Origin of the sequence: Streptococcus nasisuis (genome assembly GCF_040836615.1) — a bacterium.
GTDB classification, from domain to species: Bacteria; Bacillota; Bacilli; order Lactobacillales; family Streptococcaceae; genus Streptococcus; species Streptococcus suis_V.
Genome location: NZ_CP162268.1, coordinates 115,827 through 130,130 on the forward strand (window position 1 = coordinate 115,827; position 14,304 = coordinate 130,130).

The 14,304-nt window shown below is 43.3% G+C and carries 13 protein-coding genes; 9 read left to right on the forward strand and 4 right to left on the reverse strand.

What is annotated here, in order from left to right:
• Positions 1 to 169 precede the first annotated feature (169 nt).
• Positions 170 to 940: a DUF2785 domain-containing protein gene (locus tag AB1F57_RS00690; RefSeq protein ID WP_367985905.1), complete on the reverse strand. Its 771-nt coding sequence runs from the start codon at positions 938 to 940 to the stop codon at positions 170 to 172.
• Between the two features lie 51 nt (positions 941 to 991).
• Here AB1F57_RS00690 and AB1F57_RS00695 point away from each other — a divergent pair, with 51 nt between their 5' ends.
• Complete coding sequence (locus tag AB1F57_RS00695) at positions 992 to 1,387, forward strand: single-stranded DNA-binding protein (protein WP_105110718.1); 396 nt, start codon at positions 992 to 994, stop codon at positions 1,385 to 1,387.
• A 325-nt stretch (positions 1,388 to 1,712) separates the two neighbouring features.
• On the opposite strand, the gene AB1F57_RS00700 is transcribed toward AB1F57_RS00695, so the two are convergent.
• Positions 1,713 to 1,967 carry a hypothetical protein gene (locus AB1F57_RS00700; protein ID WP_105137581.1) on the reverse strand — a complete coding sequence of 85 codons (255 nt, stop codon included), beginning with the start codon at positions 1,965 to 1,967 and terminating at the stop codon, positions 1,713 to 1,715.
• A 190-nt stretch (positions 1,968 to 2,157) separates the two neighbouring features.
• On the opposite strand from AB1F57_RS00700, the gene groES reads away from it, so the two are divergent.
• The 3 genes from groES to groL are packed head-to-tail and all read left to right on the forward strand — an operon-like array spanning position 2,158 to position 4,463.
• Positions 2,158 to 2,439, forward strand: a complete 282-nt coding sequence (groES, locus tag AB1F57_RS00705; protein ID WP_105110716.1) for a co-chaperone GroES — start codon at positions 2,158 to 2,160, stop codon at positions 2,437 to 2,439.
• A gap of 7 nt (positions 2,440 to 2,446) precedes the next feature.
• Complete coding sequence (locus tag AB1F57_RS00710; protein ID WP_167785087.1) at positions 2,447 to 2,797, forward strand: hypothetical protein; 351 nt, start codon at positions 2,447 to 2,449, stop codon at positions 2,795 to 2,797.
• 40 nt (positions 2,798 to 2,837) lie between these two features.
• The gene (groL, locus tag AB1F57_RS00715; protein WP_167785088.1) at positions 2,838 to 4,463 is read left to right on the forward strand and encodes a chaperonin GroEL; all 1,626 of its coding nucleotides are present in this window, start codon (positions 2,838 to 2,840) and stop codon (positions 4,461 to 4,463) included.
• 106 nt (positions 4,464 to 4,569) lie between these two features.
• Here groL and AB1F57_RS00720 read toward each other — a convergent pair whose 3' ends face one another.
• Positions 4,570 to 5,016, reverse strand: a complete 447-nt coding sequence (locus AB1F57_RS00720) for a GNAT family N-acetyltransferase (protein WP_367985907.1) — start codon at positions 5,014 to 5,016, stop codon at positions 4,570 to 4,572.
• Between the two features lie 146 nt (positions 5,017 to 5,162).
• On the opposite strand from AB1F57_RS00720, the gene AB1F57_RS00725 reads away from it, so the two are divergent.
• Positions 5,163 to 6,005 carry a patatin family protein gene (locus AB1F57_RS00725; protein WP_367985908.1) on the forward strand — a complete coding sequence of 281 codons (843 nt, stop codon included), beginning with the start codon at positions 5,163 to 5,165 and terminating at the stop codon, positions 6,003 to 6,005.
• 139 nt (positions 6,006 to 6,144) lie between these two features.
• A complete protein-coding gene (leuS, locus tag AB1F57_RS00730) occupies positions 6,145 to 8,646 on the forward strand; it encodes a leucine--tRNA ligase (protein WP_167785091.1) in 2,502 nt (833 codons plus the stop codon).
• A gap of 248 nt (positions 8,647 to 8,894) precedes the next feature.
• Here leuS and pbp3 read toward each other — a convergent pair whose 3' ends face one another.
• Complete coding sequence (pbp3, locus tag AB1F57_RS00735) at positions 8,895 to 10,145, reverse strand: D-alanyl-D-alanine carboxypeptidase PBP3 (protein ID WP_167785092.1); 1,251 nt, start codon at positions 10,143 to 10,145, stop codon at positions 8,895 to 8,897.
• A gap of 213 nt (positions 10,146 to 10,358) precedes the next feature.
• On the opposite strand from pbp3, the gene AB1F57_RS00740 reads away from it, so the two are divergent.
• The 3 genes from AB1F57_RS00740 (at position 10,359) to AB1F57_RS00750 (ending at position 14,303) form a co-directional block, all read left to right on the forward strand.
• Complete coding sequence (locus AB1F57_RS00740; protein ID WP_167785093.1) at positions 10,359 to 12,152, forward strand: oligopeptide ABC transporter substrate-binding protein; 1,794 nt, start codon at positions 10,359 to 10,361, stop codon at positions 12,150 to 12,152.
• 211 nt (positions 12,153 to 12,363) lie between these two features.
• The gene (locus AB1F57_RS00745; protein ID WP_167785094.1) at positions 12,364 to 13,359 is read left to right on the forward strand and encodes an ABC transporter ATP-binding protein; all 996 of its coding nucleotides are present in this window, start codon (positions 12,364 to 12,366) and stop codon (positions 13,357 to 13,359) included.
• Between the two features lie 2 nt (positions 13,360 to 13,361).
• Positions 13,362 to 14,303 (forward strand): ATP-binding cassette domain-containing protein, encoded by a 942-nt coding sequence (locus AB1F57_RS00750; protein WP_167785095.1) that lies wholly within the window; start codon positions 13,362 to 13,364, stop codon positions 14,301 to 14,303.
• The last annotated feature ends 1 nt before the right edge of the window (position 14,304 follow it).

Consider the following 14,304-nt stretch of genomic DNA (forward strand, 5'->3'; position numbering starts at 1 on the left):
AATTCTTTTTAGAACCTCCATTCACAAGAAAAGTATGTTTAGACAAGAGATAATTTTTTGCCAATCAAGACCATTTTTTGATGGAATACTGACTGTATTTCGAGAAAAGTGAACGATGAGTGGCAGAAAACTAGCCTTGGCTAGAGATGCTGAGTTGTGAATGCAGGTTCTAGTATAGCCGTATTTGTTTTTCAATGGCTTGCTCAACTTCTGGTGCCAAAGCTTGGTGCGACTTGAGTTGGAAATAGATGCTGGATAGAAATCGTTGAATATTGAGCCAACGGAAATACTCAACCGGCTCTTGATTAGGGACATCTAATTGCTCCATCCATGTGGCTAGGGTTGAAGCCGAAACCTTTTGATTGAGGATGAGATAAACAGGTATCTGGGCCAATCTCGTCTCTTCACCTGCTGAAAATGTGCTGTTTTGCTTGAGGCAGTAGTCTATAAGAGCTTGCCAAGCCTGCTCAAACTTGTCGGCTGGGAAGGCTTGGTGGCAGGTAGCAGCGAGGAGAAAATCCGCTCCATGGGCACCAGCATGTATCCAGCCCAGATTTTCATCGTAGCCACGCGAGTCATTTTCAAAAGTAAAAATGTCCAAGGCTTGTTCAAAGAGGATTTGGAGCTGGCTGTTAGTCAGAAAATTCTGATAGCGAGGATGGTCCTCATCTATGGCTATAATCAAAGCATAGAGCAGGCTGGCAAAACTGCGAGTTAGACTATCTTGTGAGAGAAGTTGCCTTTGCTGGCTCTGTTCAAAAAGTTGCCGAGCCTGGTCTTTGCTAATGATTTCATCCAGAAAAAGGTGGCAGAAACTGGCATAGACCAGCTGGTCACGAATGATAGGGTCAGGGTCGCCGATATGGTCTAAGAGCCAATTGATTTGCTCAGTGCTGTAATGTTCATTGCTTTCTAACTTTTTTTCTAAAATTTCTTTCATTTTTTGTATTTTTTCCTTTCTTTTGCGAATAGATAGGTAGGAGGATAAAAAATGTACAATAAAGTTATCTTAATTGGTCGTTTGACGGCCCAGCCTGAGTTGACGCAGACGCCGTCGGGAAAAAATTTAACCCGCGTTACAGTTGCTGTCAATCGTCGCTTCAAGACAGAGTCTGGTGAGCGCGAAGCGGATTTCATCAATATCATTTTCTGGGGTAAATTGGCTGAAACTCTGGTGTCCTACGGTAGCAAGGGCAGCTTGATTTCCCTTGACGGAGAGCTCCGTACTCGTAAATATGAAAAAGATGGTAATAACCATTATGTGACTGAAGTCCTTGGAAACAGTTTCCAGTTGCTCGAAAGTCGTGCCCAACGCGCCATGCGTGAAAATAATGCTGGCGAAGACCTGGCTGACCTGGTTCTAGAAGAGGAGGAACTGCCCTTTTAACAGAAAGTGACAATTTTTTGACGTCTCAAATATTTTCCCTATAAATAATGAAATAATGTCTGGTAAATCGGTCCTAGGACTGATGATAGGATGTGAAAAGTCGTTTATACTAATATCAATCCTAAATATTTTTCATATCTCCTTAGAATGCCGGTGTAAGCTGGCATTTTTTGCGTCTGAACAACTGAAGGTACTTATTTTTATCCAAAAATGTGAGAATCAGTCTCAGGACGGATGTGAATAGTGGCTAAGTCGTTTATACTAATATCAATCCTAAATATTTTTCATAATCTCCTTAAGGAACGCTGGCGAAAGTTGGCGTTTTTTAGCGCCCTTTTTTACGTTCATTCCACCATTCGAGAAGGATAACCATAATTGATAGAACAATCACACCATAGAAGAAAAAGATAAACCAGTGGGGATGTAGAAAAAAGACAATCCAAATGGCCCAGAGTAGGTAGGCGAAAATGATTTTTCCCAGGAAGTTTAATTTCCGTTTCAAAAACCACTCTAAAAAACCTTCGTAGGTAGAATATCTGCTTTCCTGATAGTCTTTGTATAGATTTTTGAAGAATGTCATAGAGACCTCCTTTCCTGAGAAGAGTATAGCATATTCTCATAAGTAAGACTAGTTGGTTTTTCGTCCGACCTGGGACGGATTTCAAAAAACTTGGTAGAATTTTCTTGACTATTTTTGACCAAGTGATACAATAAGAATTGTGAATTAGCACTCGCTATATCAGAGTGCTAAAAATGAAGGAGGCATTGATATGTTGAAACCATTAGGCGATCGCATCGTTGTAAAAATCGAAGAAAAAGAACAGACAGTAGGGGGCTTTGTCCTTGCAGGTACTAGCCAAGCAGCGACCAAAGAGGCGCAGGTCTTGGCGGTTGGTCAAGGAATTCGCACCTTGAACGGAGAATTGATTGCACCGTCTGTGGCAGTCGGTGACAAGGTCTTGGTCGAGGCCCACGCTGGTCTGGAAGTCAAAGATGGTGAAGAAAAAGTGACTATTGTCCGTGAGGCGGATATTGTAGCAGTGGTTGAGTAAGATAGACTTGAAAGAACAGCTAAGTGAGATTCTTCAGAATTTTTTGCAAGCTAGCACGTCCGGAAACTGTATAACTGCCTGGGAACAAGGAAACCAGCAGCAAATTTGGTTTCAATTGACGTCAGACGATATGCTAAACTTAGCTTTTCCAATTAAGAAACCTTGGTTTCAATCCTTGGAAACAGTCTTGCCGCCCTTGTTAGATGGTATGACAATTTTGGATTATCGCTCCAAACGATATATTACTTTAGATGTAACAGAACAATCACTAGAGCAAATTTGTGATTATCTTGTGGTCTACTTTGAACACTTTTTTTGGGATAATCTGATATTTTTATGGAAATTGGAAGAAATATAGCACTTTATAATATTTAATTGATACAAAGGATGGAAATAAAATGGCAAAAGAAATTAAATTTGCAGCAGATGCGCGTGAGAGCATGGTACGCGGTGTTGATATTTTGGCAGATACTGTAAAAGTAACCTTGGGTCCTAAAGGCCGCAATGTAGTCTTGGAAAAAGCTTATGGCTCACCCTTGATTACTAATGACGGGGTAACCATTGCCAAAGAAATCGAGCTTGAAGATCATTTTGAAAACATGGGTGCCAAATTGGTATCGGAAGTCGCATCTAAGACCAACGATATTGCAGGTGACGGTACGACAACAGCGACTGTTTTGACCCAAGCTATTGTCCGTGAAGGCTTGAAAAACGTGACAGCTGGTGCCAACCCAATCGGTATCCGTCGAGGGATTGAAGCTGCGGTCGCGACAGCAGTGGATGCCTTGAAAGCGCAAGCTATTCCTGTTTCAAACAAGGCAGAAATTGCTCAGGTTGCGGCAGTTTCATCCCGTTCTGAAAAAGTCGGTGAGTATATTTCAGAGGCCATGGAGCGCGTGGGAACAGATGGTGTCATTACCATTGAAGAATCTCGCGGTATGGAAACAGAGTTGGATGTCGTAGAAGGTATGCAGTTCGACCGCGGTTATCTGTCTCAATACATGGTAACGGACAATGAAAAAATGGTGGCAGAACTGGAAAATCCATTTATCCTCTTGACGGATAAGAAGATTTCTCATATTCAAGAGATTTTGCCACTCTTGGAAAGCATTCTTCAAACCAATCGACCGCTTTTGATAGTGGCGGATGATGTGGATGGTGAGGCTCTGCCAACGCTTGTTCTTAATAAAATCCGCGGTACTTTCAACGTTGTAGCGGTTAAGGCGCCTGGATTTGGTGACCGTCGCAAGGCTATGTTGGAAGATATTGCTATCTTGACAGGCGGTACCGTGATTACAGAGGACTTGGGGCTGGACCTAAAAGATGCGACTATCGAGTCGCTTGGTCAAGCTGCCAAGGTCGTAGTTGATAAAGACGGCACAACTATTGTGGAAGGCGCTGGCAATCCTGAGACTATCAGCAATCGTGTGGCAGTTATCAAGTCACAAATCGAGTCAACAACTTCTGAATTTGACCGCGAAAAACTCCAAGAACGCTTGGCTAAATTGTCTGGCGGTGTGGCAGTAATTAAGGTCGGCGCGGCAACTGAGACTGAGTTGAAAGAAATGAAACTCCGTATCGAAGATGCTCTCAACGCAACCCGTGCTGCGGTCGAAGAAGGAATTGTAGCCGGTGGCGGTACAGCCCTTGTCAACGTGATTGACAGCGTGGCTAAGTTGGACTTGTCTGGTGATGATGAGACAGGTCGCAATATTGTTCTGCGTGCCTTGGAAGAACCAGTTCGTCAGATTGCTTACAATGCTGGTTACGAAGGCTCTGTTGTGATTGACAAGTTGAAACATTCTGAGCTTGGCACAGGTTTCAACGCTGCAACAGGTGAATGGGTCAATATGATGGAAGAAGGAATTATCGACCCTGTTAAGGTGACTCGTTCAGCTCTTCAAAATGCGGCATCTGTTGCCAGTCTCATCTTGACTACCGAGGCAGTTGTTGCCAACAAACCAGAACCAGCTGCTCCAGCTATGCCAGCAGGTATGGATGGCATGGGTGGCATGGGCTACTAAAGAGAAACAAATAAAAACTTGGTCACCTGGCCAAGTTTTTTGATACAGAGAAAATCCTTATCTGCCCCAGACGAGGAAAGTAGAGATTCATGGACATTGCCATGTCTTAGTCACAATCCAAATAAAAATAGATGTCAGCCTTGCCTTCTTGAGTAGTTCCTTTGTAACCCCTGGTATCTAGACCACCAATTTCAAAACCGACCTTTTGGTAAAATTGACAGGCGATGAGATTGTTGTCTTGAGCGATGGTATAAATTCCCTGGTAACCATTTGACTGAGCAATTTCCTTGGTCTTGTCTATCAGCATGCTAGCAAAGCCGACACATTTGTTGTCATCATAGGCGCCGATGAAGATATGGCTATCCTGTATTTGTTCAAAATCGTAGTTTTCATCAGGAAAGGTCACCCATTCGGTTGGCTCAAAAAGGACTGCTTGGCTGGCCCAAGCCTGGTTCTGATAGGATGGGATAAGCCGACCAATCAGAGGGAAGGGTTGATTGGGGATGTTGATATCTTGCTGGTTTTCGTGGGTGATTTCTTTAATGCCAATCATGTTCGTCCTCATTTTATATTGATTGACCTATTATAGCTTGTCATCACTTTTGATGGAAAGAGCGTGCATCTTGTTGATTGGCTAAAATATACCCTAGAGAGTTTTTTCTGTTACAATAGAATCATATTTTTTTGTGGAGGTGTCGGATGAAGGTTGGTCTGGTTTTAGAGGGTGGCGGTATGCGTGGGCTCTACACGGCTGGTGTGCTAGATGCGTTTTTGGATGCAGGCATCAAGGTGGACGGGATTGTCAGTGTATCGGCTGGAGCGCTTTTTGGTGTCAATTTTCTATCCAAGCAACGTGGGAGAGCTCTCCGCTACAATAAGCGTTTCATCAAGGACAAGAACTATATGAGCTTGCGGTCTTGGTTGCTGACGGGTAATGTGGTCAACAAGGATTTTACCTACTACAAGGTGCCTATGGAGCTGGACAAATTTGACCAAGAGGCCTTTGCCAAGTCCGGCGTGCCTTTCTATGTGACAGTGACCAATGTCGAAACTGGTCTGCCTGAGTATTACAAAATTGACCATGTCTTTGAGCAGATGGAGCTCTTGCGAGCCAGCTCGGCTCTTCCAGTGGTTTCAAAAATTATCGAAGTTGATGGGAAAAAATATTTAGACGGTGGTCTTTCGGACTCCATCCCTGTGGATTTTGCTAGAAGCCTGGGGTTTGACAAACTCATTGTTATCTTGACGCAGCCAATTACTTATCGTAAAAAGGCTTCAATCGGAAGGATTTACCGCATGTTTTATAGAAAGTATCCTAAATTTGTATCTGTCGCATCAAAACGGTATCAACATTATAATCAAACTGTCGAAAAAATCATCCAGCTAGAAAATGAAGGCCAGATTTATGTTATCAGGCCTCATCAAGCTTTACAAATTGGCCGTTTAGAGAAGAATCCAGAAAAATTTGAAGAAATTTATCAGGCTGGATTACAGGATGGAATGGGAGCGATTGAGGATTTAAAGGGATACTTGGAGAAATGATGATCGATTGATGTAAAAAACAACATTATTTTTGTTTTTTTCCTCTGGATACCCGGCAGTTTGCGTTTATTTCTACCTTTTTTCTTTCCTTATTTCGTGATATAATAGTAAAGATAATTTTTTGACATGGAGAAATGATATGAGTTTCTATAATCACAAGGAAATTGAACCAAAATGGCAGGAATTTTGGGCAAAAAACCATACCTTCAAGACAGGAACAGATGCGGACAAGCCAAACTTTTATGCCCTAGATATGTTCCCTTATCCGTCTGGTGCGGGCTTGCACGTTGGTCACCCTGAGGGCTATACGGCGACAGACATTCTCAGCCGTTACAAGCGTGCCCAAGGCTATAACGTTCTTCACCCAATGGGTTGGGATGCCTTTGGCCTGCCAGCAGAGCAATACGCTATGGACACGGGAAATGACCCAGCTGATTTTACGGCAGAAAACATTGCCAACTTCAAACGTCAGATTAACTCCCTTGGCTTTTCTTACGACTGGGACCGTGAGGTCAATACGACAGACCCTAACTACTACAAGTGGACCCAGTGGATTTTCACCAAGTTGTATGAAAAAGGCCTAGCCTACGAGGCAGAAGTGCCTGTTAACTGGGTAGAAGAATTGGGAACAGCGATCGCCAATGAAGAGGTCCTTCCTGACGGAACATCTGAGCGTGGTGGCTACCCAGTTGTTCGCAAGCCAATGCGTCAATGGATGCTGAAAATCACTGCCTATGCAGAACGCTTGCTCAATGACTTGGAAGATGTTGATTGGCCAGAGTCTATCAAGGACATGCAACGCAACTGGATCGGCAAGTCAACGGGTGCCAATGTCACCTTCAAAATCAAGGACACAGACAAGGACTTCACAGTCTTTACCACTCGTCCTGACACCCTTTTCGGGACCACCTACGCAGTTCTTGCCCCTGAGCATGACTTGGTAGATAGTATCACATCAGCTGAACAAGCAGAAGCTGTGGCAGAATACAAACGCCAAGCTTCTCTTAAATCAGACCTGGCTCGTACAGATTTGGCAAAAGACAAGACAGGTGTTTGGACTGGTGCCTATGCCATCAACCCTGTCAACGGTAAAGAAATTCCAATCTGGATTGCCGACTATGTACTGGCAAGCTACGGAACAGGTGCTATCATGGCCGTTCCTGCTCATGACGAGCGAGACTGGGAATTTGCCAAGCAGTTTAACTTGGACATCATTCCAGTTTTGGAAGGTGGCAATGTAGATGAAGCGCCTTACACTGAGGACGGTGCCCATATCAATTCGGACTTCCTAGATGGTCTTAACAAGGAAGAAGCCATTGCCAAAATGGTGGCTTGGTTGGAAGAAAATGGTGTTGGTCAAGAAAAAATTTCCTACCGCCTCCGCGACTGGCTCTTCAGCCGTCAGCGCTATTGGGGTGAGCCAATTCCAATCATCCACTGGGAAGACGGAACTTCCACAGCAGTAACAGAAAATGAGTTACCTCTGGTATTGCCAAAAACCTCAGATATCAAGCCTTCAGGTACAGGGGAGTCACCTCTTGCTAACTTGACAGACTGGTTGGAAGTGGTGCGGGAAGACGGCGTAAAAGGTCGCCGTGAGACCAACACCATGCCACAATGGGCGGGTTCTAGCTGGTACTACCTCCGCTACATCGACCCGCACAACGATGAGAAATTAGCAGACGAGGAACTTCTCAAAGCTTGGTTGCCAGTGGACATCTACATCGGTGGTGCCGAGCACGCAGTCCTTCACCTGCTCTACGCTCGCTTCTGGCACAAGTTCCTCTATGACCTTGGCGTTGTGCCGACCAAAGAGCCATTCCAAAAACTCTTTAACCAGGGCATGATTTTGGGAACTAGCTACCGTGACAGCCGTGGTGCCCTTGTGGCGACTGACAAGGTGGAAAAACGCGACGGTTCCTTCTTCAACATCGAAACTGGTGAGGAGTTGGAGCAGGCACCAGCTAAGATGTCTAAGTCTCTTAAAAACGTGGTTAACCCAGATGATGTGGTCGAGCAATTCGGTGCGGACACCCTCCGCGTTTATGAAATGTTCATGGGTCCACTTGATGCGTCAATCGCTTGGTCAGAAGAAGGCCTTGAAGGCAGCCGTAAGTTCCTGGACCGTGTTTATCGCCTCTTGACTACCAAGGAGCTTGTGGTGGACAATAGCGGAGCGCTTGATAAGGTTTACAATGAAACTGTGAAGACGGTGACAGAGCATATCGAAGACCTGAAATTCAACACGGCTATCGCCCAGCTCATGATTTTTGTCAACGCAGCCAACAAGGAAGACAAGCTTTATGTTGACTACGCCAAAGGCTTTGTCCAATTGATTGCCCCATTTGCACCACACTTGGCAGAAGAACTCTGGCAGGGTCTGGCAGCAACAGGCCAGTCAATCAGCTATGTCGCATGGCCAGTCTATGACGAAAGCAAGCTAGTAGAAAGCGAAGTGGAAATCGTTGTCCAAATCAAGGGTAAAGTAAAAGCTCGCTTGACCGTAGCCAAAGACCTAGCACCAGCAGACCTTGAAAAAGTTGCCCTTGCAGACGAAAAAGTCCAAGCTGAAATTGCAGGACAGACAGTTGTTAAGGTAATATCGGTACCGAACAAGCTCGTTAATATTGTTGTGAAATAAACTCGCTTGTTAGCCCTATTTCCTATCAGCAACAGTCTATTCCTAGACTGTTGTATCCGAATAAATTAGTAAACGTCGCTGTGAAGTAAACTGACTTCCGTCAGTTCCTATTTCCCACCTCAGCCAATCTCTCCTATGATTGTCTGAGCCAAATAAACAGTTAAGCAAAGCGACTGGTTTCTTTTCTAGCTTATCGACATATACAAAAAACGACTTCCGTGCGAAAAGCGGGAGTCGTTTTGCTGTTATTACAGTTTTTCATTGACATAGCGGACGAAGTAATTCCACCAAGAGACGGGCCAAATATCAGCCTTGACTTCTTTTTCGATGACCATTTCAAGGCTTGGCTGTTCTTGAATGTAACCCTTGCCGATCAAGTCGGAGTCATGGAGCCACAGTCTTCCGGCTGCTGTTCCTTTTTTAAGTGGTGCCTCAAGAGGGCCTTCGACTGATTTAAAAGAAGCGGTTGGCAATTCGACAGCCGAGCGTTTGATTGGAATTCTAAAGTCTCTTTGGGCAACAACTGGACTAGTGTCGACGCGCCCATTGAAAATCTCAATAGAGCTGTCATCAAAGGCTTGCCCCTGCCCTAGATAGGTAATAGATTGGAAATGCTGGGCAACATAGTTGAGCAAATTGGTCGTTGCGATATAGCGGTAATCGGGATCAATATCGCTGTGGTCGGCGTTGAGGATAACCGTCAGGACACGCATATTTTGCTGGTCAACAGTTGTCACCAGGGAGGCGCCAGAAGTAGCAGAGTATCCCGTTTTCAAACCATCTACACCTGCACGCTGATAGGGTTTACCTTCCAACATCCCATGCCCACCATAATAGGTATGCCCATCCATGGTTAAGCTTTGTTGGCTGGTGATGTCTAGTACCTGAGGATAATCCAAGACCAGACGACGGGCAATAAGGGCGATTGCCGCAGCAGAAAATTTATTTTCATCCTCTTTACCAGTGCCGGGATAGCGTTCATCCCCGAGGTAGGAATTATTCAAGCCAGTCGCATTGACAATCGTGGCATCACCAATACCCCAGGATTGGACTTTTTCTCTCATCAAATCCACAAAGGCTTTCTCACTACCTGCCACCTTCTCAGCCAGAGCAATTGTTGCGCTATTGGCAGAAACAATCAATGATGCCCGGAGCAGCTGTTCGACCGTGTATTCCCTACTTTCTAAAAGAACGTTACTGATTTCTGTATTGAGAGTCAGCTTATAGGGAAAATCAGATATGGCCACAGGGCTGTCCATTGTCAATTTTCCTTCTTCAATAGCTTCATAGACCAAGTAGGCCGTCAACAACTGACTGATAGAAGCAACGCTGGCTGGGCTATGGGCATTTTTTTCGTATAAAATTTTTCCTGTTTCGACTTCAATAGCGATGGCATGCTCAGCCGCCGCCTGGTAAACCTGCTCCTCGGCCAGACTGGTTTGGCCTCCTAGAATAATGGAAAGCAGAAAAACTATCAAGAAAGAACTGTATTTTTTCATATAAAATTCCTTTTTAATCGATTATTTCCTATTATATCATATTGTAAAGGGGCTAGACACATGAAAAAAGGCTAGAAATTATTAGAAAATATAGAAAATTTGGTTTTTTACAAAATTTTCTGACAAAAACGCTTTCTTTAATAAAATTTTATGATATAATATTATTCATAGACATAAATCTATGTCCCAAAAAAAAGAAAACAGAGGTGTTTTATGAAAAAGACAACAAAACTCTTTGCTCTAGCAGGTATTACTCTTTTATCTGCATCTGTTTTGGCAGCTTGTGGCTCTAAGTCATCTTCTAGCTCACAAAAACAAGAATTATCATTCCCGTCAGAAGTGAAACAAGATGGTTCAGCTGTTGCGGACGCACAATTGAAATACGCTTTGGTTTCAGCTACAACTTCATCAGGACTTTTGATCGATGAATTGACTGAAAATAATATTGATTCAACATTTGGTGGAATGGTTGATATTTCAATGTTTGGTTACGATGGAGATCGTAAATTAGATGACTCAGGTCTTGCTAAAGCTGAATTTGATGTAGAAGGTAAAAAAATCACTGTTAGTTTGACAGGTAAAGATTACAAGTGGTCAGATGGTGAGCCATTTACTATTAATGATTACATCTTCACTATCAAGTCAATGGCAAGCAAAGACTATACAGGTGTTCGTTTTGATGATAAATTCTTGAACATTGTGGGTATGCAAGAATTTGTTGACGGTAAAGCATCAGACATTTCAGGTATCAAGAAAATCGATGATTATACAGTTGAACTGACTGTGAAAGAAATGTCACCTTCTATGATGTATGCCGGTGGTGATGTACCTGCCTATATCCAACCAGAACACATCTACAAAGACATCCCTGTAGCTGATTGGGAAAAGAGCGAGTATTCACGTACTGCTAAACTTGTAGGTATGGGACCTTGGAAAATCAAGGAAATCGTAAACGGTGAGTCTATCACTTACGTTCCAAACGAACACTTCTTCAAGGGGACAACACCAAAAACAAGCTCATTCAAGATTGATATCGTGTCTCCTGATACTATCGTATCTGAAATGAAGGCTGGTAACTACGATATCGCAGATATGCCTGTTGACCAGTTGGATTCATATAAAGATGCTTCTAACTTGAATATCGTTGGATCTTTGGGTTCAGCTTACGAATATATTTCATTCAACCTTGGTAAATATGACGAAGCTGCTGGTAAGAACGTTATGGATGAGAACGCTAAGATGAATGATGTGAATCTTCGCCAAGCGATTGCGTATGCGATTGATACGAAGACAGCTGGGGAATCACTCTATAATGGTCTATACCACCCAGCTAACTCATTGATTATCTCATTCTTCGGCGATATTCATGATTCTGAATTGGAAGGATACACATACGATCCAGAAAAAGCTAAAAAACTCTTGGATGAAGCTGGCTACAAAGATGTAGATGGCGATGGTATCCGTGAAGGTAAAGATGGTAAGGAATTCAAGATTACCTTTGCTGCTCGTAAACGTACAGAAGCGAACGAAGCACTTGTACAACAATACATTGCTTGGTGGAAAGAAGTTGGCTTGAATGTTGAATTGTACACTGGCCGTACTGTTGAAGTAAATACTTTCTACGATGCAATTCAAGCCAATGATGCTTCAATTGATATGTATGCTGGTGGTTGGTCTACTGGTTACGATCCAAACCCAACAGGTACTTGGGGTCCTATCGCTGCCTTCAACATGTCACGTTTCGTATCTGAAGAAAATACGAAATTGTTGGATGCAATTAGTTCTACTGCTTCATTCGATGAGAAAACAAACCTTGAAAACTATAAGGCTTGGCAAAAATACGCTCATGAGCAAGCATTTGCGATTCCAACATTTGAGTCTGAGTCAATTACTGCGCTTAACAAACGCGTGAAAAACTATGATTCAAACTATGGTTCAGCTTCAGGTAAGGGTATTGCTCTTGAAAATATCGAATTGACTGCTGATAAAGGTGTCGCAGCTGAATAAGTAACTCAAACAAAATAGTGAGAAAAAAGCCAACTTGTTGGCTTTTTTCAGATGGCTATTGGAATTTTCAGATAATTATGGTATAGTAGACGTAGTATTCTAAAAATACATTTGCTATATTAACAAGATTGAATTGTCTAAGGAAGCTTCTTCCGCATTTTGTAAGACTAGTAAATGGATAAGTGAATTAGACATAAAAGGAGGAAAAAGCGTGGCAACTGAAAAACCGCTTTTAGACATTAAAAATCTACACGTTGGCTTCCGTATCGGCGATGAGTTTTACGATGCTGTAGACGGTGTAGACTTGACATTGCAAAAAAATGAAATTCTGGCCATCGTTGGAGAATCAGGCTGTGGAAAGTCAACCTTGGCAACAACCATCATGGGATTGCACAACCCTCTCAATACTAAGATTACAGGCAGTATCCAGTACAATGATAAGGAATTGATTGGTATGGATGAGGCGGCCTATAATACGGTTCGTGGAAATGATATCGGTATGATCTTCCAAGATCCCTTGGCATCCCTCAACCCCTTGATGACCATCGGTGCTCAGATTGATGAGGCCTTGTACTACCATACAGATTTGGATGCTAACCAGCGTACAGAGCGTGTCTTGGAACTCTTGGACCAAGTAGGTATCCCAAATCCTAAACGGACCTTCAAGCAATACCCACATGAACTGTCAGGTGGTATGCGCCAGCGTATTATCATTGCCATGGCCTTGTCATGTAAGCCACCGATTATTATCGCAGATGAGCCTACGACTGCCCTGGACGTGACGATTCAGGCTCAGATTTTGGACTTGTTGAACGACATTCAAGCAGAAACCGGTTCAGGAATTATCCTGATTACCCATGACCTAGGTGTAGTAGCAGAAACTGCGGATCGTGTGGCCGTGATGTATGGCGGTCAGTTCGTAGAAGTAGCTCCTGTTGAAGAGCTCTTTACAAATCCGAAGCACCCTTATACTCGTTCATTATTGAAATCTAATCCGCAGTCAGGTAGCGAGGGAGATTTGCACGTTATTGAAGGGATTGTACCACCAATTACTAAAATGATTCGTCAAGGCTGTCGTTTTGCTCCACGTATTCCATGGTTGGATGCTGCAGCTCACGAAGAAAATCCTGAAATGCACGAGATTTCACCAAATCATTTTGTTCGTTGTAGCTGTCATGAGACATTCTATTTTAAAGAGGAGGCCTAAGAGTGGGATTTATTGAAGTAAAAGATTTAAAAGTCCATTATCCAATTCGTAGTGGCTTCTTTAACCGTGTGACAGACCATGTCTATGCGGTGGATGGTGTCAATCTCGAATTTGAAGAAGGCAAGACCTACGGTTTGGTTGGCGAATCTGGTTCAGGTAAGTCGACCATCGGTAAAGCCATTATTGGCTTGGAGCGTGCTACATCTGGACAGGTTATTTATGAAGGTCAAAATGTGACCAATAAGTCACGTGGGAAAAAAGGTAATTTCAACCGTGATGTGCAGATGATTTTCCAGGACTCTTTGTCGAGTTTTAACCCTAAAAAGCGTATCTTGGATATCATTGCAGAGCCAATTCGTAACTTTGACCGCCTTTCTCCAGATGAGGAACGCAAACGTGTCCGATCTTTGCTGGATACCATTGGTCTCAACGAAGATGCTCTTATCAAGTATCCGCATGAGTTCTCAGGTGGTCAGCGTCAGCGTATTGGCGTAGCTCGCGCGCTTGCTAGTAATCCACGTTTGATTATTGCGGATGAGCCTGTTTCAGCCTTGGACTTATCCGTTCAGGCCCAGGTATTGAACTACATGAAACGCATCCAGGATGAGTTTAAACTGTCTTACCTTTTCATTTCACATGACTTGGGCGTGGTGCAACACATGTGTGATGAACTCTTTATCATGTACCGTGGTCGTTTTGTAGAAACAGGAAATAAACATGATATTTATAGTAATCCACAGCATATCTACACCAAACGTCTCTTGTCAGCGATTCCATCAATTGATCCGGTGAATCGTTTGAAAAATAAGGAAAAACGTTTGGCTGCAGAAAAGGAGTACCAAGAAAAACAAGGTCAGTACTATGATGAAAACGGTCGTGTATACGATTTAAAAGCTTTTTCAGCAACTCATCAAGTAGCCCTTCCAGAAGGAGGTAAGAACTAAG